This window comes from Variovorax sp. 05T418 (assembly GCF_056396385.1).
In genome coordinates, this window is sequence record NZ_JBFTLJ010000014.1 from 53,642 (window position 1) to 78,116 (window position 24,475).

Here is a 24,475-nt window from a genome sequence, read left to right on the forward strand (position 1 = left end):
GCCTGCTACCGGCGGTCCGGGTAGTTGAGCGTGCGCTTGTAGATCAGCTTGAACATCGCCGAGAAGGCCAGCGCCAGCGCAAGGTAGATGGCGGCCACCACGATGTAGATCTCGAAGCTGCGGAAGGTCTGCGACTGCAGGTTGGCGGCCACCGAGGTCAGGTCGTCGGCCGAGATGACCGACACCACGGCCGAACTCAGCATCAGCAAAATGAACTGGCTCGTGAGCGCCGGGTAGATGGCCTTGAGCGCGGGCTTGATGATCACGAAGCGGAAGATCTCCCAGGGCTTGAGGTTGAGCGCCCTGCCCGCCTCGATCTGCCCCTTGGGAATCGACTCGATGCCCGCGCGGATGATTTCCGTGGCGTAGGCGCCCAGGTTCACCACCATGGCCACCAGCGCGGCCGTCTGTGGCGACCAGCGCAGCCCGATGGCCGGCAGCGCAAAGAAAAAGAAGAACAGCTGCACCAGGAACGGCGTGTTGCGGATCACCTCGATGTAGGCGTTGACGACAAAGCGCAGCCAACCGGGCCCCGAGGTCTTGCCCCAGGCGCAAAAAATCGCGACCACCAGGCCCAGCAGCGTGGCCACGAGCGAGAGCTGGATCGTGATCCAGGTGCCCTTGAGCAGCAGCGGCCAGGCAGCGAAGACGGCGTCGAATTGAAACTGGTAGTTCATGGGTGGGGCGAGCACGGCGTGGCCGTGCGCATGCCTCGAAAGCAATGCTTGCAGCTTATATGAAACCGGTTTCAGGCCAAGCCAGGGATTTCCCTAGGTCAGTGTTTTGACAGCCCTTCTGCCTACACTCGCGCGATGCTGAATACATCCGAGGCCACCGCGTCCGCAGAGGTGCTTGCACCTCCTGCCGTGCAGCATTTCAGGCAGGCCCTGCTCTGGCCGCTGCGGCTGGTGCCGGCGCCCGACGCCAAGCCCACGCACCACGGCCCCTGGCATGTGCTGCGCGAGATGGGCGAGGCCTCGCCCTGGCGCGAGGAAATCGACGAATACACCGGCGACAGCAGCCGCTTCCACGAGCGGCACTACAACGAGTTCGTGAGCTTCCTGCCCTACGTGCAGCGCTTTCTCTACGGCGAGGGCCGCTCGAAGAACAAGGACGGTACGGGCACCGGCAGCGACGGCGATTCGCCGATGCGCATCTTCCGCCGCCACGACATTGCGGCCGTGCGCGTGGTGGCGCAGCAGGGCGACGCGCCGATCACGCTCGACGTGGTGCATTGCGACCTGTACTTCTTCTTCGACATCGACGTGGTGCTGCTCAACCTCGAGGTCGGCGCCAACCACCTGAGCCTTGCTCAGGCGCAGGACCTGCTCTACCGCTTCGGCCGCGCCTATCCCGCGGGCTGGAACGCCGAGGGCGGCGCGCTGCATTGCATGGCCAGCGTCGAATGGCTGGCCGCCGACGGCCGCGTGCTCGCGCGCTCGGATGCGCAGCAGCGCGAAGCCTTTCTCTCGCACGTGGCCCAGCACCGCGCGCCGCGCATCTCGGCCCACTGGGCCTACCTGATGCAGCCGCTGGTGAGCGACCATTCCGACGAGCCCGGCGCGCTGCGCTACCGGCAGATCGAGTACTACCGCATGCCGCTGATGGCCTACCTTTCGCTCGACGATCCCAAGCGCCTCTCGCGCAACGACTTCATCCGGCTCGGCCTCGTCACGGGCGCGGCCGAAGCCGATGCGGCGCAGCATGCCCACCTGCCCTACGCGGAGCAGCACCTGGCCGACTTCGAGCACCGCTACTGCTACGACCGCTTCTGGGTCGATGCCGGCGCGGCGCCCAACACGCGCTACCTGTGCAACGGCCATGCGCTGATCGTGGTGGGCGATGCACGCTCCGAATTCTTCTGCTGCCGCGACCGCGGCGTGCTCGCGCAGTTCCGCCACCAGCACTTCCTGCTGTTCCTGATCGCGCATTTCCAGAAGGCGGCGCTGCTGATGTTCTCGGACCAGCTGGTCGAAGCCCTCAAGCGGCTCGACATCCACAGCACGCCGAGCGTGAAGCAGTTCAAGCGCGCGATCCGCTCGAGCTTCGAGCGCTTCCTGCGGTTCACGCACCGCTACTGGTTCCACGAGATCTCGGAGCAGGCGCAGGTGCGGGCGCTCTCGCACATGTGCACCGCGCATCTCGGGCTCGACCCGCTCTACGACGAGGTCAAGGCGCGCATCGCCGACATGAACACCTACCTGGATGCCGACAGCCTGCGCCGGCAGGCCAGCACCGTGGTGCGGCTCACGGTGGTCACGCTGTTCGGCCTGATCGGCACGGTGACCACGGGCTTCCTCGGCATGAACCTGCTGGCCGAGGCCGACGCACCGCTGTGGCGCAAGGCGCTCTGGTTCGGCGTGGTGTTCGTCCTCACGACCTGGCTCACGATCTACACGATGGTGAAGTCGCAGCGGCTGTCGGACTTCATCGACGCGCTGTCGAACGATCGACTGGGGTTTCGCGGGAAACTCGGTGCGCTGGCGCGGGTCTGGCGGTCTGGGGCTGATTGATCTTGCCTGGGTGCGTTGTTCAGGGCGACGCACCCGCCGACGGGGTACCTTGCTCCGCGAATGTCCCCCGCCCTTCGGGCTCCTCCTTTATTTCGCTGCGCAAGGCACCCCATCAGCGGGAGCGTTATGCGGAGCGGCCGTTGATCAGCGGTACACCACGAGCGTGCCCTGGTGCACAGGGCATCGGGTGCTCCCCGCAGCGAAATAAAGGAGGAGCCGAAGGCGGGGGACATTCGCGGAGGGGAGTACCCGGTGGCCTGTGCACGCGCCCTGAAACAAAGGCCTAAAACAAAGCACCTCAGGACTAAGATCGCCCGGCCCCAAAGACAAACCCACCAATGCGCATAGCCCTCGTCTCCGACATCCACGGAAACCTCCCCGCGCTCGAGGCCGTGGTCGAAGACATTACCCGCCGCGGCGCGGATGCCATCGTCAACCTCGGCGACAGCCTCTCCGGTCCGCTGATGCCGCTGGAGACCGCGCAATTCCTGATGGCGCAGGACTGGGTCCATCTCGCGGGTAACCATGAACGCCAGCTGCTCACAACGCCCGCAGACAAGCGCGGAGCGTCCGATGCGTTCGCCCATGCCCGGCTCGGCGCGAAGGAGTTCGAGTGGATGGCTTCGCTCGGGCACAGCCTGCGCTTCAGTCCGGAAGTCCTGCTCTGCCATGGCACGCCGGCCAGCGACCTCGAATACTTCCTGGAGACCGTGGAGCCCACGGACTTCCGCCCGGCCACGCAGGCGGAAATCGATGCCCGGCTCGGCGAAGTTGATGCGCAGCTGATCGCCTGCGGCCACACGCATGTGCCGCGCGTGGCGCGTGCATCGGGCGGGCAGCTGATCGTCAATCCGGGCAGCGTCGGCCTGCCGGCCTACGACGACATTCACCCGTATCCGCATGCCGTCGAAACCGGCTCGCCAAAGGCGCGCTATGCCATCGTCGAGCGGCGCGAAGAAGGCTGGACTTCCCGGCTGGTCGCAGTGCCCTACGACCACATGGCCATGGCGGCCCTGGCGCTTGCGCACGAGCGGCCGGACTGGGCCCATGCCCTCGCCACCGGGCGCATGCCCTAGGGATCAATCGCCGAACACGATCTTCGCGCTCGGCACCGCGCGGATCGGCACGCCGAAGCTCGTGATGTCCGACAGCGTGGCGTTGTGGTGGGCGCGGATGAAGTCGCCGGTGGCGTGCGGCTTGTCGTGCGAGGTGTGCGCGTCGGCCGCAAGCACGACCTCGTAGCCGAGCGCTGCGGCGTGGCGCGCGGTGGTGTCCACGCAGAACTCCGACGAGTAGCCGCAGACCACTACGCACTGCACCGCATGCCCCGCGAGCCATGCCTGCAGCGGCGTGCGCAGGAACGAATCGGGCGTGGCCTTGCGGATCTTCGTGTCGTCCGGATCGACCTCCAGCGCGCTGGAAAGTTGCCAGCGCTCGGAATCGAATTCGAGGTCGACGGCGTTCTCGTGCTGGATGAAAGCCACCGGCACGCCCGCGGCACGGGCACGCGCGGTGAGATCGTTGATGCGCTGCGCGACCTCGGCGGCCTCGTGGGGGCGCGGCAGGTCGTCATAGAGGCCACGCTGCATGTCGATGACGAGAACGGCAGTTTTCATGGGGGAGGAGGAGAAGGCAGGACCCTGGACCGCCCGAGTATGACGCCGGCGCCCGCCGGACGACGCTCTCCTCAACTCCAGGCGCTCACCTCCAGCCGCACCTTGCCGCTGATGCCGGGTGCCGCCGGCGCCGCGCCCAGGCTCGAAAGCGGCACGATGAACTGCAGCTTGCCGTCGGCCAGCTGCTTCGGGCTCATCGGCAGCGAGGCCTGCCCCGCGGTGTCGGTCTGCCAGCCGTACTTCACGTTCCAGTTCTGCGCCGGGTCGTCGGGCTGCGGCGGTGCGATCTCGATCACCAGCGTGTCGCGGAACAGCGAGCTGCCTTCGTAGTGGCCGTCGAGCCAGAACTTCTTGTTCACCTGGTAGTCGGGCACGCGCACGCCGAGCGTCATCGCATAGGCCAGCGTCGGCCGGTCCTGCTTCACGCGCGCCTTGTTGGCAAGGAACACGGTCGAGAGATAGATCGAGCGGCGCTCGGGCTTTTCGGGGTCGGTCAGTTCCTTGTGCGTGCGGCAGGCGGGCGAGTCTTCCTCGGCCACGCGCCGGCTCAGGTACCAGCGCTTGCCGCGCGGCGCGGCCAGTAGTTCGACCTGGTAGAGCGCGTCGACGTCGGCGTCCTTGGGGAGGTCCGGCGGCAGCGTTACGCCATCGACCTCGAACCAGAGATCGACGCGCACGTCGCCGAACAGGAAGCGCACGAGGTTCTGGTAGGCCTCCTCGGAATTGACGATGCCGAAGTAGCCCGAGTGCGAGCGAAAGGCGTAGGCGGTGGCCACCGGCTTGCTGCGCCTGGCCTCGTCGATGGACCAGAGCGAGGCGTTCTCGATGCGCACCAGTCCGTCGCTGCCGTGGCCCGCGAACATGCGCGAGAGGCCCTTGGCGGCCTCGTAGTCGCCGCGGTTGGAGCCCACCATGCAGAAGAAGCGTTCGGGCGGAAACGCGGCGGCCGGCAGGTAGTCCATGCGGCCATCGACCGGCGCCGTGTCCATGAACTCCGACATCCGCTCGCGGTTGAAGGTGTTCATCTCGTTGGCCGTGAGCCAGGCCGGCACGTTGATGCCGCCCATGTCGATGCCGTTGTGCGGCGTGGCGTAGGTGAACACCTTGTCGACGCAGGCGCGCGCCGCCGCATCGCCGAGCGCCGGGTTCTGCAGGAAGGCACGCACCACCAGCCCGCCCATCGAGTGCGCCACCAGGTAGCAGCGGAAGTCGGCCGGCGAGAAAGCGGCTCCTTCGCGCAGTGCCACCAGGTCGCGCACGCGAAGGATCAGCTTGCTCAAGCCCTGCGCGTAGATTTTCACGTCGCGCGACTTGCCGTCGCCCAGCAGCTCCGAGCCGCCGTCGTAGTAGCGGTAGATGACGATCGATGCGGCCGGAATGCCGTCCACGTCCTTGCCGGTTTCGTCGGGCGAAGGCTTCCAGTCGTTGTCGAGGATATCGAGGCCGTTCTGGTAGACGCTCTGGTACTGGAAGTCGGCCAGAAGGCGCACCACGGGCGATTCGAAGACGAACTTCTGCGCCGGCGCGTCCTTCTTCACGGTGGCGCGGTAGACGGTGGAGCCCACGTTGAATCCGCAGAACGGATCGGCCGCGGTGTCGTCGCGCTCGGCCTCGGTCATGGCGTAGCCGCGCACGTAGATGATGGGATAGCGATTGCTGCTCATGGTGTGGTCGCCTCCTTGAAGCCCGCGGAACGTGGCGCGCTTCAGTGTGCCGCGCGATGCCGCGGGCGGCCATAGAACGCATGGCCTACGACGAGCGGCGCGGAAATATCCCTGTGCGCCGAATGTTTCTGCCGCTGAAACCATTGGCGGCGGCGCGGCGGCTAAGCTCGCGCCGCAAAAACCGGACAACACCTCGCCATGATCTCCTTTCTGAAGCGCCGCCTTCGCGGCTACGGCACATCGCTCTTCGCGGCGAGCTGCGCGCTCGTCGCGGGCTGCACCAGCAACAGCGGATGCGAGGCGCGCTACGACGCATCGCCGCAGTTCAAGGGCTGCAGCTTCCAGAACCCGCCGAACCCGGACGTGCTGCCTTCGGCCAGCGGCTGGCGGATCTGGTCGCGCTTCATCGTCGGCGACAAGGTGGGCACCGTGCCGGTCGACCCGATCCCGGTGCGCATGCTGGCCACCGCCGACCTGGAGGCGCTCGATCCCAAGGCCAACCATGTGGTGCGGCTCGGCCATTCGTCGCACCTGCTCAAGCTGCAGGGCAAGTACTGGCTGATCGACCCCGTGTTCAGCGAGCGCGCGTCGCCGTTCACCTTCGTCGGTCCCAAGCGCTTCCACAAGCCGCCGCTCACGCTCGAGCAGTTGCCACCGATCGAAGGCCTGATCCTCTCGCACGACCACTACGACCACCTCGACGTGGCCACCATCGAGTACCTCGCGCTGCGCGTGCAGCGCTACTTCGTGCCGCTGGGCGTGCGCGCGCGGCTGGTGGCCATGGGCGTGCCCGAGGAGCGCGTGACGGAGCTCGACTGGTGGCAAGGCGGCGAGCACGACGGCGTCAAGCTCACCGCCACGCCGGCGCAGCACTTTTCGGGCCGGACGCTGACCGACCGCGACCGCACGCTGTGGGCTTCATGGGTGGTGCAAAGCGGCGAGCAGCGCATCTTCTACAGCGGCGACTCGGGCTACTTTGCGGGCTTCAAGCAGATCGGCGAGCGCTTCGGCGGCTTCGACCTGGCGCTGATGGAAAACGGTGCCTACGACGCCTATTGGCCCGCTGTCCACATGACGCCCGAGCAGAGCGTGCAGGCCTTCGAGGACCTGCGCGGCAAGGTGCTCTATTCGGTGCACAACAGCACCTTCGACCTCGCCTTCCACACCTGGCACGATCCGCTGGACCGCATTGCCGACCTGTCGCAGGCCAAGAAGATCGAGCTCGCCACGCCGGTGATCGGCGAAGTGCTCACGGTGGGAAAGGCCCGCACCAACGAGCGCTGGTGGCAGGGCCTGCGCTGAGGCGAAAAGGCGCTAGCCGCGTTCCTTGCGCTCGCGTGCCCGGCGCTGCTGCCGGGTCTCGCCGGCCTGCGCCGCGATGCGGTCCTTCTCGCGCTGCTTGGCCCCGCGCTTCAGGCGCATGCGCCGGCCGAACCAGAAGCTTGCAAGGCCCGTGACCACCGCGATCACGAGGCCGATGACGCTGATGTCAATGCCGCCCATCACAGCACCCGCACGATGCTCGTCGGCTTGAAGCCGAGGTCGGCCGCCTTGCCCTTGCGCGCTCGGCTGCCGCGCGCATTGTTGAGCGTGCGGATTTCCAGGGTTTCATCGCGCTCCTTGCCGCCGCGGCCGATGCCTTCGATCTTCACGCTGCGCGTGTAGGCCGCGGCACCCGCCAGGGTGTCCTTGGCATCGAGGTCGATCAGCGCGAGCCCACGGCCGCCCTTGGGCAGGCTCTTGAGCTCGGCGATGTCGAAGGTCAGGATGCGGCCGCCGGTCGAGGCGCAGGCCACGTGCGTGGCGGCCGGCATCGGCTCGGCGCCGCTCGCGCCGCCCACCAGCGAGGGGCGGCAGAGCTGTTCGCCCTCGCCCACGTCGATGAAGGCCTTGCCGCCGCGCTGGCGCGACATCATGTTCTCGACGGTGGCAATGAAGCCGTAGCCGCCGGTGTTGGCCAGCAGCAGGCTGGCGCCCACCGGGCCCGCGAAGAAGTGCGTGACGTGCGTGCCGGCATCGAGCTCGATGAGCGTGGTCACGGGCTGGCCGTCGCCGCGCGCGCCGGGCAGCGAGGCCACGGGCACGGTGTAGACGCGCACGCTCTTGTCCTTGGCCGAGCCGAACACCAGCAGCGTGTCGACGCTGCGGCATTCGAAGGCGCCGTAGAGCGTGTCGCCGGACTTGAAGCTGTATTCGGGCGCAGTGCCTCCGTTGCCGGCGGCCTTCTCGCTCGCCCAGCCCTTCTGCGCGCGGACCCAGCCCTTCTGCGAGACGATCACGGTCACGGGCTCGTCGACCACCTTCACTTCGGCCACGGCGCGCTTCTCGGCCTGGATCAGCGTGCGGCGCGGGTCTTCGAAGGTCTTGGCGTCGGCTTCGATTTCCTTCACCAGCAGGCGGCGCAGCGCGGCCGGGCTGCCGAGGATGTCCTCGAGCTTCTTCTGCTCCGTGCGCAGCTCGTCGAGTTGTTGCTGGATCTTGATGGCCTCCAGCCGCGCAAGCTGGCGCAGCCGGATTTCAAGAATGTCTTCCGCCTGGATTTCGCTGAGATTGAAGCGCGCGATCAGCGCAGCCTTCGGGTCCTCGGCTGCGCGGATGATCGCGATCACCTCGTCGATGTTGAGCAGCACCAGCTGCCGCCCCTCGAGGATGTGGATGCGGTCCTGCACCTTGCCCAGCCGGTGCCGCGAGCGCTTCTCGACGGTGACCTCGCGGAACGCGATCCACTCGTTGAGCATCTGGCGCAGCGACTTCTGCGTGGGCTTGCCGTCGATGCCCACCATCGTGAGGTTGATCGGCGACGAGGTCTCGAGCGAGGTCTGCGCGAGCAGCGTGGTGATGAATTCGTCCTGGCTGATGCGCGAGGTCTTGGGCTCGAACACCAGGCGCACCGCGGCGTCCTTGCTGGATTCGTCGCGCACCACGTCGAGCACCGAGAGCATCGCGGCCTTGAGCTGGGTCTGGTCGGCGGAGAGCGCCTTCTTGCCGGCCTTGACCTTCGGATTGGTGATTTCCTCGATTTCCTCGAGCACCTTCTGCGTGCTGACGCCCGGCGGCAGCTCGTTGACCACCAGCTGCCACTGGCCGCGCGCGAGGTCCTCGATCTTCCAGCGCGCGCGCACCTTCAGCGAGCCGCGGCCGGTGCGGTAGGCGTCGGCGATGTCGGCCGGCCCGCTGATGATCTGCGCGCCGCCCGGATAGTCGGGGCCGGGCACGATCTGCAGCAGCTCCTCGTCGCTGAGCTTGCCGTTCGACTTGATCAGCGCCACGCAGGCATCGGCAATCTCGCGCAGGTTGTGGCTCGGGATCTCGGTGGCCAGGCCGACCGCGATGCCGCTCGCGCCGTTGAGCAGCGTGAAGGGCAGCCGCGCGGGCAGAAGGCGCGGCTCCTCGGTGCTGCCGTCGTAGTTGGGAATGAAGTCGACCGTGCCTTCGTCGATCTCGTCGAGCAGCAGGCTGGTGATGCGGGCCAGGCGCGCCTCGGTGTAGCGCATGGCCGCGGCGCCGTCGCCGTCGCGGCTGCCGAAGTTGCCCTGGCCGTCGACCAGCGGATAGCGCTGCGAAAAATCCTGCGCCATGCGCACCAGCGCGTCGTAGGCGGCCTGGTCGCTGTGCGGGTGGAAGCGGCCGAGCACGTCGCCGACCACGCGCGCGCTCTTGACCGGCTTGGCGCCCACGGTGCCGTTGGCGCCGCCGAAGCCCAGGCCCATGCGCGACATCGAATACAGGATGCGCCGCTGCACCGGCTTCTGGCCGTCGGACACGTCGGGCAGTGCGCGGCCCTTGACCACGCTGAGCGCGTATTCGAGGTAGGCGGTCTGTGCGTAGTCGGCCAGTGTGAGGGTGGTGTCGCCGTCGGTGGGACCCTGGAGATCGAGCGGAGGTTGGGAGTCGTCCATGGAGAAGAGAGAAAGAAAAACAGTTGCGGGCCGTGCGCTTGCGCGTTCAGCCTAGTGTGAAAGCCTCGTGCACCGCGGACTGCACGGCGCCGCCGAGCACCGCGCCGCCGCCGGCCACGTAGATCCAGTCGCCGATCACCGCGGCGCCCACCGCATGGCGCGGCGTGAGCATCGGGGCATGGCGCTGCCAGCTGTCGGCCACGGGATCGTAGCTTTCCATCTGGCCGAACACCTTGGCCTGGCGCGGCACGCCGCCCACCAGGAAGCCGCCCTCCCCGCCCATCGCGAAGAAGCGGCCGCGGTACACCACGAGGCCGTGGCCCGAGCGCGCCGTGGGCAGCGGCGCACGCAGCTCCCAGGTGTCGCGCGCGGGCAGGTAGACGTGGTGCAGGTCGGTGTTGTATTCGAAGGTGTTGAAGCGCCCGCCGATCACGTGGATCTGGCCGCCGTACGCCACGCAGCCCACGTGGTCGCGCGCACCGGGCAGCGGCTTGGCGGAGGACCAGCGGTCCGCCTTGGGGTCGTAGACTTCGTGCCAGCCCACGCTCGCGCGTTCGGCCGCAGGCTCGGAGGCGCCGCCGATCAGGTGCAGCACGCCGCCCTGCATCACCGCGGCCGCAGCGCCGCGCGGTCGCGGCAGCGGCGCGATGGCGCTCCAGCGGTTGGCTGCGATCTCGTAGACGTAGGCATTGGTGTCGGAGCGGCGGTTCTGCTCGACGAAGCCGCCCAGGGCGTAGATCCGGTCGCCGTCGGCCGCCACCGCCACGTGGTTGGCGCCGCGCGGCAGCGGTGCGCCGTCGAGCCAGCGGTCGGCCTTGGGGTCGTAGATGTGGTGGTAGTCGCGGTTGACCGCGCCCTCGCCATAGCCGCCGACCACGTGCATGCGCCCTTGCGCCGCGGCGGCCCAGGCCATCTCGCTGCGCGGAATGGGCAAGGCCGCGCGCTGCTCCCAGCGTCCCGCGGGACCGGCCGGTGCGGGGCTGTCGGTGACGCGCTGGGCTTCCTGCTCGGGCGTCATGTGGTGCGGAACGCCGCCTTGCAGCCGCGCATAGGGCTCCTTCGACGAAGGCGCCGGCGGCAGCGTGTCGTGCGTGGCCGCGTGCTGCGCGCGCGCGGCGCCGGCCACCGCGCAGGCGGCGGTCGCGAGAACGAAGCTTCGGCGGTGCATGAAGAAGGGCTCCTTCATCGGCGGAGAAAGACGGGGCAGGCCATCAGGACACCGGCGCGTCCGAGCCGCTGTCCGGCACCGCCGATGGCTCGGGCGCATCGGGCATGGCCGGCATGGCGCCCGGCGAGTCGGGCGGCATGTTGCCGCGGCCCAGGGCGCCGCCCTTGGGCACCGTGAGTTCCATGCGGATGCGCCCCGGCGCCTTGCCGCCGCGCGCGCCGCCGCCGCTTGCCATGGCCGATGATCCCGCCGCCGATGGCTTGAGGTAGGCGTAGAGCTGCAGCACGGTCTGCACGTAGTTCTGCGTTTCCTTGTAGTTTGGGATCTTGTTGCCCGCGCGCTGCACCGCGCCTTCGCCCGCGTTGTAGGCAGCAAGGGCCAGCTCGATCTGGCCCGGAAACATCGCGATCAGGTCGCGCAGGTAGCGCGAGCCCGCGGCAATGTTGATGCGCGGGTCGAACAGCTTCTTCTCGATGGTGCTGCGCTTGTCGGCTGCGACACCATAGCGCTGCGCGGTGGCCGGCATGAGCTGCATGAGCCCCATCGCACCCTTAGGCGAAACGGCCTGGGCATCGAAGCCCGATTCGGTGGCGATCAGCGCCTGCAGCAGTTCGTAGTCGATCGAATGCTTGTTCGACGCATCGCGCAGCGCGGCCTTGGCGGTCTTGTAGCTTGGCGAGGCCTCGAACAGCGCCAGCAGGGTTTGCGAGGCCTGCGGCACCTTTCCATCGAGCTTGCGCCCGCCGCGCGCGAACGGCGCCAGGCCCTGCGCGGTGTCGAAGCTCTGGCCGCGGCGAAAGAAGACCTGGTAGCGCTCGTCGATCTTTTCCGACGCGAAGTGCGCCACGCCCTTGCTGTCGATGTAGCCGTAGACGTCAGCGGCGTGCGCGAGCCCCTGCTGCGCGCACAGCAGCAGGGCCAGGAGCAACGGACGCATGAAATCTGGAATTTTCACGAGGGTAGTCAAACATCGATGTCGACATCGTCGGCGCGCAGTTCCATCAGTTCGCGCCGGGCGGCTGCCTCGCCCTTGCCCATGAGCTTGGTGATCTCGCCCTGGGTGGAGCTGAAGTCGAAGCGCCCCAATTGCACCTTCATCAGGCGCCGGGTATCGGGATTGAGCGTGGTTTCCCACAATTGTTCCGCGCTCATTTCGCCCAGGCCCTTGAAGCGGCTGATGCTCCAGGCGCCTTCGCGCACGCCATCTTTACGCAATTTGTCGAGCGTGGCCGTGAGTTCGCCCTCGTCGAGCGCATAGACCTTGGAGGCCGGCTTCTTGCCGCGCGCAGGCGCATCGACGCGGAACAGCGGCGGCTTTGCGACATACACGTGGCCGGCTTCGATGAGTTTCGGAAAGTGGCGGAAGAACAGCGTGAGCAGCAGCACCTGGATGTGCGAGCCGTCCACGTCGGCATCCGAGAGGATGCAGATCTTGCCGTAGCGCAGGCCGCTCATGTCGGGCGAATCGGTGGGGCCGTGCGGATCGACGCCCACGGCCACCGAGATGTCGTGGATTTCGGTGTTGGCGAACAGCCGGTCGCGCTCCACTTCCCAGGTGTTGAGCACCTTGCCGCGCAGCGGCAGGATGGCCTGGCTTTCCTTGTCGCGGCCCATCTTGGCGCTGCCGCCGGCGGAGTCGCCCTCGACCAGGAAGACTTCGTTGTGGCTGATGTCCTTGCTCTCGCAATCGGTCAGCTTGCCGGGCAGCACGGCCACGCCGGAGCCCTTGCGCTTCTCGACCTTCTGGCCGGCGCGCTGGCGCGTCTGCGCGGCCTTGATGGCGAGTTCGGCGAGCCTGCGGCCATAGTCGACGTGCTGGTTGAGCCAGAGCTCGAGCGCCGGGCGCACGAAGCTCGACACCAGGCGCACGGCATCGCGCGAATTGAGGCGTTCCTTGATCTGGCCCTGGAACTGGGGGTCGAGCACCTTGGCGCTCAGCACGTACGAGGCGCGTGCGAACACGTCCTCGGGCAGCAGCTTCACGCCCTTGGGCAGCAGCGAGTGCAGCTCGATGAAGCCCTTCACCGCGGTGAACAGGCCGTCGCGCAGGCCGCTCTCGTGCGTGCCGCCGGCGCTGGTGGGAATCAGGTTGACGTAGCTCTCGCGCACCGGCTGGCCATCTTCGGTGAAGGCCACGCACCAGTCGGCGCCCTCGCCCTCGGCGAAGTTGTCGGCGTTCTTGTCGGCGTGGCCGCTGCCTTCGAACAGCGGGATCACGGGGTCGCCGTTGAGCGTCTGCATCAGGTAGTCGCTCAGGCCGCCCTTGTAGAGCCACTGCTGGGTTTCCTTGGTCTTCTCGACCGTGAGCGTGACGCTCACGCCCGGCATCAGCACGGCCTTGCTGCGCAAGAGGTGGGTGAGCTCGGCCATCGGCAGCGCGGCGGTCTCGAAATACTTGGCGTCGGGCCAGGCGCGCACGGTGGTGCCCTGCTTGCGCTCGCCGGCTTCGAGCTTGCGCACCTGCAGCGGCTCGATCACGTCGCCGCCGCTGAAGGCCAGCCTGGCGACCGAGCCTTCGCGGTGGGTCGTGACTTCGAGCCGCTTGGACAGCGCATTGGTCACCGACACGCCCACGCCGTGCAAACCGCCCGAGAAGCTGTAGGCGCCGCCCGAGCCCTTGTCGAACTTGCCGCCGGCGTGCAGCCGGGTGTAGACCAGTTCGACCACGGGGGCTTTTTCTTCAGGATGCAGGCCGAAGGGAATGCCGCGGCCGTCGTCCTCGACGCTGACCGAGTTGTCGGCATGCAGCGTGACCTTGATCTTCTTGCCATGGCCCGCCAGCGCCTCGTCAGCGGCGTTGTCGAGCACTTCCTGGATGACGTGCAGCGGGTTGTCGGTCCGGGTGTACATGCCCGGGCGCTGCTTCACGGGCTCCAGGCCCTTGAGCACGCGGATGGAGCCTTCCGAGTACCCGGAGGACGCGGACGATGAACTGGGGGGAGTCTTGGGGGGAGTCGCCATGGGGGCGGATTGTAGTCAGTCGCCGCCAAACAACTGGATACCCATACAGGCACGCGGCGCGTTCACGGCAGGGCGCGGGCTTTGATGCGTGCCGCGCATCAAAGCCCGCGCCACAAATCATCAATGGCCTTGGCCGCCAGCGCACCTGCCAAAGTGGCCAGTCGCTACATTCGACGCCATGCAAGCCTCTTCTCCCACTCTCTCGATCAAGCAGGTGCTGATCTGCGGCGCCATGATCGTCACGCTCTCCATGGGCATCCGCCACGGCTTCGGCCTCTGGCTGCAGCCGATCACGCAGGCGCAGGACTGGAGCCGCCAGACCTTCTCGTTCGCGCTGGCCGTGCAGAACCTGTCGTGGGGCATCTTCGGCGTGTTCGCGGGCATGGTGGCGGATCGCTTCGGCGCCTTCCGGGTGCTGATCGCCGGCACGGCCTTCTATGCGCTGGGCCTGCTGGGCATGGCGTATTCGCCCACGCCGCTGCTGTTCACGCTGAGCGCCGGCGTGCTGATCGGCGCGGCGCAGGCCGGCACCACCTATGCGGTCGTCTACGGCGTGATCGGACGCCAGATCCCGGCCGAGAGGCGCTCCTGGGCCATGGGCGTGGCGGCGGCGGCCGGCTCCTTCGGGCAGTTCCTGCTGGCGCCGATCGAGGGGCTCTTGATCAGGCAGCTGGGCTGGCAGAGCGCGCTCGCGGCGGTGGCGATGCTGGCGCTGGTGATCATGCCGCTGGCCTTCGGCCTGCGCGAACCGCAGCGCGGCGCGCTCGCGGGGCACCGCGACCAATCGGTGCTGCAGGCGGTGGGCGAGGCCTTCCGCTATCCGAGCTTCGGGCTGCTGATGGCGGGGTATTTCGTCTGCGGCTTCCAGCTCGCCTTCATCGGCATCCACATGCCGACCTACCTGCGCGACCAGCGCCTGCCGGCCGAGGTGGCGGGCTACGCGCTGGCGCTGATCGGGCTCTTCAACGTGTTCGGCACCTACACGGTCGGGCTGCTGGGCCAGAAGCTGGCCAAGCGCAAGATCCTCGCGGCCATCTACTTTGCACGGGCGGTCTCGATCGCGCTGTTCCTCCTGGCGCCCATTTCGCCGCTCAGCGTGTACGTGTTCTCGGCGGCCATGGGCTTCCTCTGGCTGTCGACGGTGCCCGCGACCAACGCGATCATCGCGGGCATCTTCGGCGTGGCGCACCTGTCGATGCTCAGCGGCTTCGTGTTCCTGAGCCACCAGGTCGGCTCGTTCATCGGCGTCTGGCTGGGCGGCTACCTGTACGACACCACGGGCAGCTACGACATCGTCTGGTACATCGCGATCGCGCTGGGCGTGTTCGCGGCGCTGATCAACCTGCCGGTGAAGGAAAGCGCCATCGCGCGCGGCGGCCGGCCGGCCGCCATGCCCGGCTGACCCTGGCCGTGGACAATGGCCCCATGACTCCGCAGATGCGCCACCGCCTCGTGCACGCCGGCTGGCTGGCCGCCGCGCTGGCGGCGCTGGGCGGCGTCTTTGTGCTCTACGTGCACCCGGATTTCCTGGTCACGCTGGTCGACCAGGTCTGGTCCTGCTTCTGATGATTGCTATGAAAGATGTAGCGCCTTCGCATGGCGGAACCGCGCCGTCGGAATGGATCGTGCGGTGGTCGCACCTGCTCGCCCCTGGCGCCACCGTGCTCGACGTGGCTTGCGGCCATGGACGGCACATGCAATGGTTCGCGGCGCGCGGGCATGCGGCGACAGGCGTGGACCGCTCGGCCGAGGCTGCCGAGGCCGCGGGCGCCTTCGGCCATGTGCTGACCGCCGACATCGAGGCCGGCCCCTGGCCGTTCGCGGGCCAGGCCTTCGGCGCGGTGGTCGTCACCAACTACCTGTGGCGCCCGCGCATGGCGGACATCGTGGCCGCGGTCGCCCCCGGCGGCGTGCTGCTTTACGAAACCTTCGCGGCCGGCAACGAGACGGTCGGCAAGCCCTCGCGCCCCGACTTCCTGCTGCAGCCCGGCGAACTGCTGGCCGCATGCAAGGATTTGCGCGTGGTGGCCTACGAGGACGGCTTTGTTGCCGAACCGGCGCGCTTCGTGCAGCGCATCGCGGCCATCCGCGCCGGCAATGCCGACGCCGGCCAGCCCCCGCGCCATCTGCTGCAGGGAAACTGAGCCCGCCGGGGCGGCCGTTTCCGGGAATGCCGGAGTCAGTAGAATCGGCGCTTTCGTCCACCCGACAGAGAGATTCCCCTTGGAGCAACTGACAGGCAGCATCGTCGCTCTCGCCACGCCGATGCACGACGACGGCAGTGTCGACTACCCCGCCCTTCGCCGGCTGATCGACTGGCACATCGACGAAGGCACCGATTGCCTCGGCGTGGTCGGCACCACCGGCGAATCGCCCACGGTCGACGTGGAAGAGCATTGCGAGATCATCCGCGTGGCGGTCGAGCAGGCCAAGGGCCGCGTGCCCGTGATGGCCGGCTGCGGCGCCAACTCGACCAAGGAAGCCATCGAGCTCGCCAAGTTCGCCAAGGGCGTGGGCGCCGATTCGCAGCTGCAGGTCGTGCCCTACTACAACAAGCCGACGCAGGAAGGCCAGTACCAGCACTTCAAGGCCATCGCCGAAGCCGTGGGCGACCTGCCCACCGTGCTGTACAACGTGCCGGGCCGCACCGTGGCCGATATGGCGCACGACACCGTGCTGCGCCTCGCGCAGGTGCCGGGCATCATCGGCATCAAGGAAGCCACCGGCAACATCGAGCGCGCGCAATGGCTCATCCGCGACCTGCCCAAGAACTTTGCCGTCTATTCGGGCGACGACCCCACTGCAGTCGCCCTCATGCTCTGCGGCGGCCAGGGCAACATCAGCGTCACGGCCAACATCGCGCCGCGCAAGATGCACGAGCTGTGCGTTGCGGCCATCGCAGGCGATGTACGCCGCGCGATGCAGATCCAGTTCGAGCTGATGCCGCTGCACCGCCACCTGTTCGTGGAGCCCAACCCGATCCCGCTGAAGTGGGCCATGTCCAGACTCGGGCTGTGCGGCGGCGCATTGCGGCTGCCGCTCACCGAGCTGGCGGAAACGAACCGGCCCGTGGTCGAGGCTGCCTTGCGCGCCACCGGCCTGCTCAAGGGCTGATCCTCCCCGCTTTTCTTCCCGACACCTCCCATCGCTTTCCCCTGCCGCATCGAGGTTACGCAACCTTTTGCCTGAACCGTGCTCAGAGAGTGCGGGCAAAGCGGCCCACAGATTGACCGAACCCATTCCAACAAGGAAGACGACGTTGAAGAACCTTTCGCACATTTCGCGAGCTGCACTGCTGGCCACCCTCGTTGTCAGCCTCGCCGCCTGCTCCGTTCTCGAGAGCGACAAGATCGACTACAAGAGCGCCGGCAAGGCCCCCACGCTCGAAGTCCCGCCCGACCTGTCGCAGCTCTCGCGCGAGAACCGCTATGCGGTGCCGGGCGGTGCGGTCACGGCCAACGCCTACCAGGCCGGTGCCGCCAATGCGCCGGGCATTCCCACCGCGGTGGCCAACATCGGCGACGTGCGCATGGAGCGCTCGGGCACGCAGCGCTGGATCGTCATCAACCGCTCGCCCGACCAGCTCTGGGATCCGGTGAAGGACTTCTGGCAGGAAAGCGGCTTCCTCCTGACCACCGAGCAGCGCAACCTCGGCATCATGGAAACCGACTGGGCCGAGAACCGCGCCAAGCTGCCGCAGGACATCATCCGCGGCACGCTGGGCAAGCTGGTCGACTCGGTCTACTCGACCGGCGAGCTCGACCGCTTCCGCACGCGCCTGGAGCGCACGCCCACGGGCACCGAGATCTTCATCAGCCACCGCGGCATGCAGGAGGTCTACAACAACAGCCGCCAGGACCAGACCGTGTGGCAGCCGCGTCCGAGCGACCCTGAGCTCGAGACCGAGTTCCTGCGCCGCCTGATGGTCAAGCTCGGCGTGACGCAAGAGCAGTCGAAGATCCTGGCCGCCACCACCGCGCCCTCCAAGACCGCGACCGTCGCCAACGTGAGCGGCCAGCCGGTCGTGCAGATCAACGAAGGTTTCGACCGCGCATGGCGCCGCGTGGGCCTGGCGCTCGACCGCACCGGCTTCACCGTGGAAGACCGCGACCGCAGCGCCGGCATCTACTACGTGCGCTACGTGACCCCGAACCCCGACAAGAAGGAGCCCGGCTTCTTCGGCAAGCTGTTCGGCAGCTCCGAGAAGAACGAAGCACCGATCAAGTTCCGCATCCTCGTGAAGGGCGGCCAGGGCGAGAGCACCACGGTCTCGGTGCTGAACGCGAACGGCGCGCCCGAAACCTCGGCGAACGCGCAGCGCATCGTCCAGGTCATCGCCGACGACCTGAAGTAAGCCGCATGCTCCGCTTCCGAAGCCTCGGCAGCGGCAGCACGGGCAACGCCGCGCTGGTGGAATCCACCAGCGGCGGGCGCACTTCGCGGCTCCTGGTCGACTGCGGCTTCGGCCTGCGGCAACTCGATATTCGGCTTGCCAAGGCCGGCCTCGCGGCCAGCGACATCGACGCGGTCTTCATCACCCACGAGCACGGCGACCACATCGGCTGCGCCCACTCGCTGTCGCGGCGCAACCGCATTCCCGTCTGGATGAGCGAAGGCACCTGGCTCGCTACCGGGGCCCGCGATTTCGAAGGCCGGCTCAACCTCGCGCGGGACGATGCCGAGTTCGCGGTCGGCGACATCGCGGTGCGGCCTTTCACCGTGCCGCACGATGCGCGCGAGCCGCTGCAGCTTCGCTGCTCCGACGGCGCGCGCACGCTGGGCGTGCTGACCGACCTGGGCCATGCCACCGCGCATGTGCTGGCCCGCCTGAGCGGCGTGCATGCGCTGCTGCTCGAGTTCAACCACGACAGCGAACTGCTCGCCAATTCGGCCTATCCCGCCTTCCTGAAGCTGCGCGTCGGCGGCAGGCACGGACACCTGTCGAACGATGCGGCCGCGGAAATCGCACGCGCGGTGCGCCACGACGGCCTGCGCCACGTGGTCGCGGCCCATCTGAGCGAGCAGAACAACCGCCCCGACATCGTGCGGCGCCTGATGGCCGAAGCCCTCGGCGGGCACGAGGCCGAGATGCTCACGGCCAGTGCGTTGGAAGGCTCGCCCTGGCTGGATGTGTGATCGCGCGGCGTTGCTGTTCCGCGCCCCCATGCAAAAAGCCGCCACCAGGCGGCTTTTTGCTGGGTGAACGAACACCCGGGTTTATTGCTTCGGCGCTTCGTTCTTCTTGGCGGCCTCGGTCGCGGCATTGGCGGCGTCCAGCGCCGAGGATGCACCCGGCGAAGGCGTGGTCGCGGCCGACGGATCGGTGCTGGTCGACGGGGCCGGTGCGGCGGCGGGCGGCGGCGGGGCCGGTTCGGTCACCGGGGCGGGCGGGGGTGTCACAACCGCCGGCGCGGCGTCCTCTTTCTTTCCGCAGGCCACGAGTGCGGCAGCGGCGATCAACGAAGCGAGCAGGACGGACGATGACTTCTTCATGGAAACTCCTTTGGCAATGGATGTCAGAACGAAAAAATTCTAGACCCGCATCGCCGCCCGTTTGTGTCTCGCGGCCTCATTCGCGGCATTGGCTTACAAGCCCAGTGTCGACGCCGGAAAGGCGGCAACACCCACTCGCCACGACTCATCGATTGTTTCACGCAGTTCGCGCCGCGCCCGCGGATCGAAGCCGCACAGGCCCCGGCTGCGCTCGGGATCGGTGCGGTGGGCGAACCACCCGGGCGTCCAGATGGCGCTCGGCACCGCGGTGCTGCCCGCCTCCGCACGCACCGCGCGGCATTCGATGATGTGGCCCCACATGCGCCGCCACGCAACGAAGCGCGCATGTGAACGTTCGACCGCATCGAAGCGCTGCGCCAGCAGCACGAAGCGGCGGCCCGCGGCCGACCAGGCCTGGAGCGCCTCGATGCTGGCCCGCTCGCCGAGCGGCCAGTCGGCAAAGTCGGGGTCGCTGAAGACCAGTTCTTTCCACCCCTGCCGCGCAGCGCTCGACAGCGCGGCCCGCACCATGCCCGCAAAGGCTTCGGGGCCATCGAAGCGTCCCTCGGGCAAGGCCGGTGCGGCCGCCGCGAAACTCTCACTCGGCATGGGCCCACCCCGCTTCGCACCACTCGGCCAGCAGTGCGAGTGCACCGTCGCTCGCGCGCGCCAGTTCGCGCGGCCCGAGCGCGCGCCGGTCGGCCAGCCGCCGCATCAGCGTTGCATCGGCCCCGCCTGCGCGGAAGCTCTCGCCGTTGATGTAGAGGTGCCGCGCGTCGTAGAGCATGCGCGTGCGGCGGTCGAGCGCCACGGCGTGCAGTTCCGCCGGTGCCTCGGCGCCTTCAGAGTCGAACCAGACGTTGGCCTTGGGCTCGGTCAGCGATTCGCCCAGCGCGCGGTCGATGGCGTCCGGATCGCGCAGCGCGGCGTCGACCGCCTTGCGCGCAAAGGCCTGCAGCGCGGCCGGCATCGCGGCCGGCGCCTCGACCGCGGGCTGCGTCGGATCGCGGTAGCGCGCGAGCTCGGCCGGGCCCGCATCTTCGAGCGCCTCGGCATAGGCCTGCGCCACGCGGGCCAGCAGGTCGGCGCCAAGCTCCCCCACCGCGGACGACCGCAGGCCGATGGAGCAGGTCATGCAGTCGTCGCCGACCGCCACGCCGTCGTGCGCATAGCGCGGCGGCAGGTACAGCATGTCGCCCGGCTCGAGCACGAAGCTCTGCTCGGGCTCGAAGTTCTCGAGGATCTTGAGCGGCACGCCCTGCTGCAGGCGCAGGTCGCTCTGCCGGCCGATCGACCAACGCCGCCTGCCCTGCGCCTGCAGCAGGAACACGTCGTAGCTGTCGAAATGCGCGCCCACGCCGCCCTGGTCGCTCGCATAGCTGATCATCAGGTCGTCCAGCCGCGCATCGGGCAGGAAGCGGAACTGCTGCAGCAGCGCATGCACACCGTCGTGATGCAGGTCGACGCCCTGCACCAGCAGCGTCCAGGCCGGCTGCTTGCGTGGCGGCAGCGCGCGCCGCGCGAGCGGCCCGTGCCTGAGCGTCCAGCCGGCCTTGCCGTGGCGGATGAGGCGCGATTCGACGTCCTCGCGCTCGGCCAGGGCAAAGAGCGCGCTGCGCTCGATCGGTGGCACCATGGCGGGTATGGCCTGGCGCACCAGCAACGGTTTCTTCTGCCAGTGCCGCCGCATGAACTGCGCGGCGCTCAGGCCGCCGAGCAACGGCAGCGGTTGTGTAATCTCCATGGGAGAATTCTGCAATGGAAATCTCTGAACAATGCGTGGTCGGCCTGACCTGGACGATGAAAGACACCCTGGGCGAAGTTCTGGACGTGCTCGACGAACCGGTGGAATTCATGGTGGGGGGCGATGACCTCTTCGATGTGATCGAAGCCGCCCTGCAGGGCCACGAGCCCGGCGCACGGGTGCAATTGCAGCTCGAGCCCGAACAGGGCTTCGGCGACTTCAACGACCAACTGCTCTTTCTGGAGCCGCGCTCGCTGTTCCCCGAAGGCACCGAGGAAGGCATGACCTTCGACGGCGCCGCCCTGCCCCCAGGCGTGAGCGACGCCATGCCCAAGGACGTGATCTACACCGTGGCCGAGATCTATCCGGACCATCTGGTGCTCGACGGCAACCATCCGCTCGCCGGCATCGCAATCCGGCTCGACATCACGGTTCGCTCGGTGCGCGAGGCCACGGAAGAAGAAGTCGGTAGTGGAACGGCGGGTACGGCCTTCTTCAAGGTGCCGCCCACGGCGCCGGGCAACGACCTGCTGCACTGACCCCTGAGGGCAAATCGCCGCAGCAAGCAGCAAAAAGCCGGGCAGTGCCCGGCTTTTTGCTGCTTGCTGCGGCATGCGGCTACATGCGCGAGATCTGGCCGTTGTCGATGCGCACGCGGTCGCCGATGCGCAGGTCGCCCGGATGCTGCACGTCGAAGGCACGGTAGCCGCCGCGGTCGGTCTGCACCGAGATGCGGTAGCTCTCGTAGGCGCGCGGCCCGTTGGCCTGTCCCTCGATGGTGTTGCCCAGCAGCGCACCGCCCACGATGCCCAGCGCGGTGGCCGCGGCGCGGCCGCTGCCGTGCCCGAACTGGTTGCCCACCACGCCGCCGAGCACACCGCCCGCCACCGCGCCGCCGCCGGTGGTGCCGGTGCCCCCGGTTTCGCTGCGCAGCACCTCGATGTTGGCGACGTGGCCGTATTCGACATAGGCCGCCTCCTGGTAGGGAACCGCCTGCGGCGGCGCCTGGTAGGGATAGCGCGTCGTGTGATAGACCGGCGCGGGAGCAACGCAGGCCGTGAGCGTGGCAAGCGCCACCACGGAAGCGGCAATGGAAATGAAGCGCGTTGAAATTTTCATGTTGAGAGGCTCCTCGGATAAATCGGCGCATCCCGATGCGCCAAAGCCTGTATCCAACGTCTTGCCCGCTGTGGGGATGACGCAGGACACACACCGAAACGTAGGAGCGCGCCGCGAACCGTCAGTTCCGGTCTTTACGGGCCCGACACGAAGCCGCGCAAAGACGGGGAGCGGTCAGTGCTTGCCGGTGGAGCCGTAGCCGCCTTCGCCGCGTTGCGAAGCTGCAAATTCTGTGACCACGCGAAACTGCGCCTGCACCACCGGCACGATCACGAGTTGGGCGAGCCGCTCCATCGGCTGGAGCACGAAGGGCGTGTCGCTGCGGTTCCAGGCGCTGATCTTGAGTTCGCCCTGGTAGTCGCTGTCGATCAGGCCCACCAGATTGCCGAGCACGATGCCGTGCTTGTGGCCGAGGCCCGAGCGCGGGAGGATCAGCGCCGCATAGGCCGGGTCGGCCAGGTGGATCGCGATGCCGGTGCCCACGAGCTGCCAGCCGTTGGGCTCCAGCGTGATCGGCGCATCGAGGCAGGCCCTGAGATCGAGCCCTGCGCTGCCGGGCGTGGCATAGGCGGGCAATTGGTCCACCATGCGTGGATCGAGGATACGAACGTCTACTTTCACTTCTACTTGCCTTGCTTGTGTTGCTGTTCTCTTTGCTTGCGGGCGGCTTCCTCGAGCAGCTGCTGCCACTTGGCGACACCGGGTGTGAGCTTCAGTCCCTTGAGCTTGCTGGCGAGCCAGAAAGCCGCGCCCGCCAGGAACACCAGCACAACGAGGGAAACGCCGGCCGACCACAGCGCCAGCAGCACCACGGCCCCCACGGCGGCCATGAGCTTGAGCGCCATGGGCGCCAGCGCCCCGGCGCCTGGCGCGGAGGCATCTCCGTTCGACGATTCGCGCCGCTGGGCCGCGGCCGCCGCAGCGCCCTGCGCGCCCGGTGCGGGCGTGATGCCCACGTCCAGGCCGTGGTCGCCCTCGTGCGCCGCCCGCTTCGGCAGCGCGGCCTGGGCCGACAGCCGCTCGACGTAGCTGGCGAAGTCGCCATTGGGCGGCGTGTTCCATTGGGGGTTCATCAGACTCTCCAGTCGGGCAGCCGGGCGGCGATCTCGGTCATGAGTTCGCGTGCCAGGGTGAGCTTGGGCGCACGCGGCAGTTCGCGCGTGCTCGTTGCGTCCACCAGCAGCAGCGCATTGTCGTCCTGCCCGAAGGTCAGCGGTCCGATGTTGCCGACCAGGAGCGGAATTCCCTTGCGCTCGCGCTTGGCCTTGGCGTGCTCGGCCAGGTTCTCGCTCTCGGCCGCGAAGCCCACGCAGAACAGCTTGCGGGCCTGCGCGCGCTCGCTTTGGGCCACGGCCAGCAGGATGTCGGCGTTCTCGACGAAATTGAGCACCGGCGTCTTGCCGCTGCCGTCCTTCTTGATCTTCTGCTCGCTGTGGGTGGCGGGCCGCCAGTCGGCAACCGCCGCCGTCGCTACAAAAATGCTAGCGGACTGCGCAGCATGGAGGGTGGCTTCGAGCATGTCCTGCGCGCTGAGCACGTCGATGCGGCTCACTCCGCGCGGCGTCGGCAGGTGCACCGGGCCGGCCACCAGCGTGACTTCGGCACCGGCCTCGCGCGCCGCGCGCGCAATGGCAAAGCCCATCTTGCCGGACGAATGGTTGGTGATGCCGCGGATCGGATCGAGCGGCTCGAAGGTGGGGCCCGCGGTCACCAGCACCTTCTGGCCCGCCAGCAGCTTGGGCACGAAGAAGGCCGTGATGTCCTCGAGCAGCTGCGCCGGCTCGAGCATGCGGCCGTCGCCCGTCTCGCCGCAGGCCTGCCAGCCGCTGCCCACGCCCAGTACCGTGGCGCCATCGGCCGCCACCTGCACCAGGTTGCGCTGGGTGGCGGGATGCGCCCACATCTCGCGGTTCATGGCCGGCGCGATCAGGAGCGGCACGCGGTCCATGGGTCGGGCGAGGCACATCAGGCTCAGCAGGTCGTCGGCCCGGCCCTGCACCAGCCGCGCGATGAAGTCGGCGCTGCAGGGCGCCAGCACGATGGCGTCGGCCTCGCGGCTCAGGTTGATGTGCGGCATGTTGTTGGGCTCGCGCGCGTCCCACTGCGAGGTGTAGACGGTGCGCCCCGAGAGCGCCTGCATCGTGACCGGCGTGATGAACTGCTCGGCCGCCTCGGTCATCACGACCTGGACGGTGGCGCCCGCCTTCACGAACAGGCGGCACAGCTCGGCCGACTTGTAGCAGGCGATACCACCGGTAAGGCCCAGGACGATGTGTTTGCCGGCGAGATCTTGCATGA

The 24,475-nt window shown here is 68.1% G+C and carries 25 protein-coding genes; 10 read left to right on the forward strand and 15 right to left on the reverse strand.

The window, feature by feature from the left end:
- Window positions 1-5 precede the first annotated feature (5 nt).
- Window positions 6-677: an amino acid ABC transporter permease gene (locus AC1DMS_RS24375; protein ID WP_012748516.1), complete on the reverse strand. Its 672-nt coding sequence runs from the start codon at window positions 675-677 to the stop codon at window positions 6-8.
- A 135-nt stretch (window positions 678-812) separates the two neighbouring features.
- Between AC1DMS_RS24375 and AC1DMS_RS24380 the strand changes: the two genes are divergently transcribed.
- Together AC1DMS_RS24380 and AC1DMS_RS24385 are read left to right on the forward strand one after the other, a co-directional pair.
- Window positions 813-2,513 carry a hypothetical protein gene (locus AC1DMS_RS24380; protein ID WP_478181901.1) on the forward strand — a complete coding sequence of 567 codons (1,701 nt, stop codon included), beginning with the start codon at window positions 813-815 and terminating at the stop codon, window positions 2,511-2,513.
- Window positions 2,514-2,851: 338 nt separating this feature from the next.
- Window positions 2,852-3,589 carry a metallophosphoesterase family protein gene (locus AC1DMS_RS24385; protein ID WP_478181902.1) on the forward strand — a complete coding sequence of 246 codons (738 nt, stop codon included), beginning with the start codon at window positions 2,852-2,854 and terminating at the stop codon, window positions 3,587-3,589.
- Between the two features lie 3 nt (window positions 3,590-3,592).
- Here the strand turns inward: AC1DMS_RS24385 and AC1DMS_RS24390 are convergent, their stop codons facing one another.
- Complete coding sequence (locus AC1DMS_RS24390; RefSeq protein ID WP_478181903.1) at window positions 3,593-4,129, reverse strand: cysteine hydrolase family protein; 537 nt, start codon at window positions 4,127-4,129, stop codon at window positions 3,593-3,595.
- Window positions 4,130-4,200: 71 nt separating this feature from the next.
- Window positions 4,201-5,793 carry an esterase/lipase family protein gene (locus AC1DMS_RS24395; RefSeq protein WP_012748519.1) on the reverse strand — a complete coding sequence of 531 codons (1,593 nt, stop codon included), beginning with the start codon at window positions 5,791-5,793 and terminating at the stop codon, window positions 4,201-4,203.
- A gap of 198 nt (window positions 5,794-5,991) precedes the next feature.
- Between AC1DMS_RS24395 and AC1DMS_RS24400 the strand changes: the two genes are divergently transcribed.
- Window positions 5,992-7,095 (forward strand): MBL fold metallo-hydrolase, encoded by a 1,104-nt coding sequence (locus AC1DMS_RS24400; protein ID WP_478181904.1) that lies wholly within the window; start codon window positions 5,992-5,994, stop codon window positions 7,093-7,095.
- Window positions 7,096-7,107: 12 nt separating this feature from the next.
- Here the strand turns inward: AC1DMS_RS24400 and AC1DMS_RS24405 are convergent, their stop codons facing one another.
- From AC1DMS_RS24405 to AC1DMS_RS24425, 5 genes are read right to left on the reverse strand one after another with little or no spacing between them, the layout of a single operon-like run.
- Entirely contained in the window at window positions 7,108-7,296 is a 189-nt protein-coding gene (locus tag AC1DMS_RS24405; RefSeq protein WP_062366517.1) for a hypothetical protein, read from the reverse strand.
- Window positions 7,296-9,692, reverse strand: coding sequence for a DNA topoisomerase IV subunit A (gene parC / locus AC1DMS_RS24410; RefSeq protein ID WP_478181905.1), 2,397 nt, complete (start codon window positions 9,690-9,692; stop codon window positions 7,296-7,298). The genes AC1DMS_RS24405 and parC overlap by 1 nt, the downstream gene beginning before the upstream one ends.
- A 46-nt stretch (window positions 9,693-9,738) precedes the next feature.
- Window positions 9,739-10,860, reverse strand: coding sequence for a Kelch repeat-containing protein (locus tag AC1DMS_RS24415; protein WP_478181906.1), 1,122 nt, complete (start codon window positions 10,858-10,860; stop codon window positions 9,739-9,741).
- A 43-nt stretch (window positions 10,861-10,903) separates the two neighbouring features.
- Window positions 10,904-11,797 carry a lytic transglycosylase domain-containing protein gene (locus tag AC1DMS_RS24420; RefSeq protein WP_307596552.1) on the reverse strand — a complete coding sequence of 298 codons (894 nt, stop codon included), beginning with the start codon at window positions 11,795-11,797 and terminating at the stop codon, window positions 10,904-10,906.
- A gap of 26 nt (window positions 11,798-11,823) precedes the next feature.
- Window positions 11,824-13,821 carry a DNA topoisomerase IV subunit B gene (locus AC1DMS_RS24425; RefSeq protein ID WP_012748525.1) on the reverse strand — a complete coding sequence of 666 codons (1,998 nt, stop codon included), beginning with the start codon at window positions 13,819-13,821 and terminating at the stop codon, window positions 11,824-11,826.
- Between the two features lie 178 nt (window positions 13,822-13,999).
- Here AC1DMS_RS24425 and AC1DMS_RS24430 point away from each other — a divergent pair, with 178 nt between their 5' ends.
- The 6 genes from AC1DMS_RS24430 to AC1DMS_RS24455 all read left to right on the forward strand — a co-directional run bounded on the left by AC1DMS_RS24430 (window position 14,000) and on the right by AC1DMS_RS24455 (window position 18,957).
- Window positions 14,000-15,223: an MFS transporter gene (locus tag AC1DMS_RS24430; RefSeq protein ID WP_012748526.1), complete on the forward strand. Its 1,224-nt coding sequence runs from the start codon at window positions 14,000-14,002 to the stop codon at window positions 15,221-15,223.
- 23 nt (window positions 15,224-15,246) lie between these two features.
- Window positions 15,247-15,387, forward strand: coding sequence for a hypothetical protein (locus tag AC1DMS_RS24435; protein WP_018905906.1), 141 nt, complete (start codon window positions 15,247-15,249; stop codon window positions 15,385-15,387).
- An 8-nt stretch (window positions 15,388-15,395) separates the two neighbouring features.
- Window positions 15,396-15,965 carry a class I SAM-dependent methyltransferase gene (locus AC1DMS_RS24440; protein WP_478181907.1) on the forward strand — a complete coding sequence of 190 codons (570 nt, stop codon included), beginning with the start codon at window positions 15,396-15,398 and terminating at the stop codon, window positions 15,963-15,965.
- A gap of 43 nt (window positions 15,966-16,008) precedes the next feature.
- Window positions 16,009-16,935, forward strand: coding sequence for a 4-hydroxy-tetrahydrodipicolinate synthase (gene dapA, locus AC1DMS_RS24445; protein WP_370880727.1), 927 nt, complete (start codon window positions 16,009-16,011; stop codon window positions 16,933-16,935).
- A 145-nt stretch (window positions 16,936-17,080) separates the two neighbouring features.
- Window positions 17,081-18,175, forward strand: coding sequence for an outer membrane protein assembly factor BamC (gene bamC, locus AC1DMS_RS24450; protein ID WP_012748530.1), 1,095 nt, complete (start codon window positions 17,081-17,083; stop codon window positions 18,173-18,175).
- Window positions 18,176-18,180: 5 nt separating this feature from the next.
- Window positions 18,181-18,957: an MBL fold metallo-hydrolase gene (locus tag AC1DMS_RS24455; RefSeq protein WP_478181908.1), complete on the forward strand. Its 777-nt coding sequence runs from the start codon at window positions 18,181-18,183 to the stop codon at window positions 18,955-18,957.
- 81 nt (window positions 18,958-19,038) lie between these two features.
- Here the strand turns inward: AC1DMS_RS24455 and AC1DMS_RS24460 are convergent, their stop codons facing one another.
- The 3 genes from AC1DMS_RS24460 to AC1DMS_RS24470 form a co-directional block, all read right to left on the reverse strand.
- Window positions 19,039-19,314 (reverse strand): hypothetical protein, encoded by a 276-nt coding sequence (locus AC1DMS_RS24460; RefSeq protein WP_012748532.1) that lies wholly within the window; start codon window positions 19,312-19,314, stop codon window positions 19,039-19,041.
- A gap of 93 nt (window positions 19,315-19,407) precedes the next feature.
- Window positions 19,408-19,923 carry a hypothetical protein gene (locus AC1DMS_RS24465; RefSeq protein ID WP_412511360.1) on the reverse strand — a complete coding sequence of 172 codons (516 nt, stop codon included), beginning with the start codon at window positions 19,921-19,923 and terminating at the stop codon, window positions 19,408-19,410.
- Window positions 19,913-21,058 carry a JmjC domain-containing protein gene (locus AC1DMS_RS24470; RefSeq protein ID WP_412511361.1) on the reverse strand — a complete coding sequence of 382 codons (1,146 nt, stop codon included), beginning with the start codon at window positions 21,056-21,058 and terminating at the stop codon, window positions 19,913-19,915. The genes AC1DMS_RS24465 and AC1DMS_RS24470 overlap by 11 nt, the downstream gene beginning before the upstream one ends.
- Before the next feature lie 14 nt (window positions 21,059-21,072).
- Here AC1DMS_RS24470 and AC1DMS_RS24475 point away from each other — a divergent pair, with 14 nt between their 5' ends.
- Window positions 21,073-21,597, forward strand: a complete 525-nt coding sequence (locus AC1DMS_RS24475; protein WP_418145650.1) for an FKBP-type peptidyl-prolyl cis-trans isomerase — start codon at window positions 21,073-21,075, stop codon at window positions 21,595-21,597.
- A gap of 79 nt (window positions 21,598-21,676) precedes the next feature.
- On the opposite strand, the gene AC1DMS_RS24480 is transcribed toward AC1DMS_RS24475, so the two are convergent.
- From AC1DMS_RS24480 to coaBC, 4 genes are all read right to left on the reverse strand, one after another.
- Window positions 21,677-22,177, reverse strand: coding sequence for an outer membrane lipoprotein (locus AC1DMS_RS24480; RefSeq protein ID WP_012748536.1), 501 nt, complete (start codon window positions 22,175-22,177; stop codon window positions 21,677-21,679).
- Between the two features lie 174 nt (window positions 22,178-22,351).
- Window positions 22,352-22,798: a dUTP diphosphatase gene (dut, locus tag AC1DMS_RS24485; protein ID WP_012748537.1), complete on the reverse strand. Its 447-nt coding sequence runs from the start codon at window positions 22,796-22,798 to the stop codon at window positions 22,352-22,354.
- Between the two features lie 2 nt (window positions 22,799-22,800).
- On the reverse strand, window positions 22,801-23,250 hold the full coding sequence (locus AC1DMS_RS24490; RefSeq protein ID WP_018905901.1) for a hypothetical protein: 450 nt from the start codon (window positions 23,248-23,250) through the stop codon (window positions 22,801-22,803).
- On the reverse strand, window positions 23,250-24,473 hold the full coding sequence (gene coaBC, locus AC1DMS_RS24495; RefSeq protein WP_436300349.1) for a bifunctional phosphopantothenoylcysteine decarboxylase/phosphopantothenate--cysteine ligase CoaBC: 1,224 nt from the start codon (window positions 24,471-24,473) through the stop codon (window positions 23,250-23,252). The genes AC1DMS_RS24490 and coaBC overlap by 1 nt, the downstream gene beginning before the upstream one ends.
- Window positions 24,474-24,475: the final 2 nt, after the last annotated feature.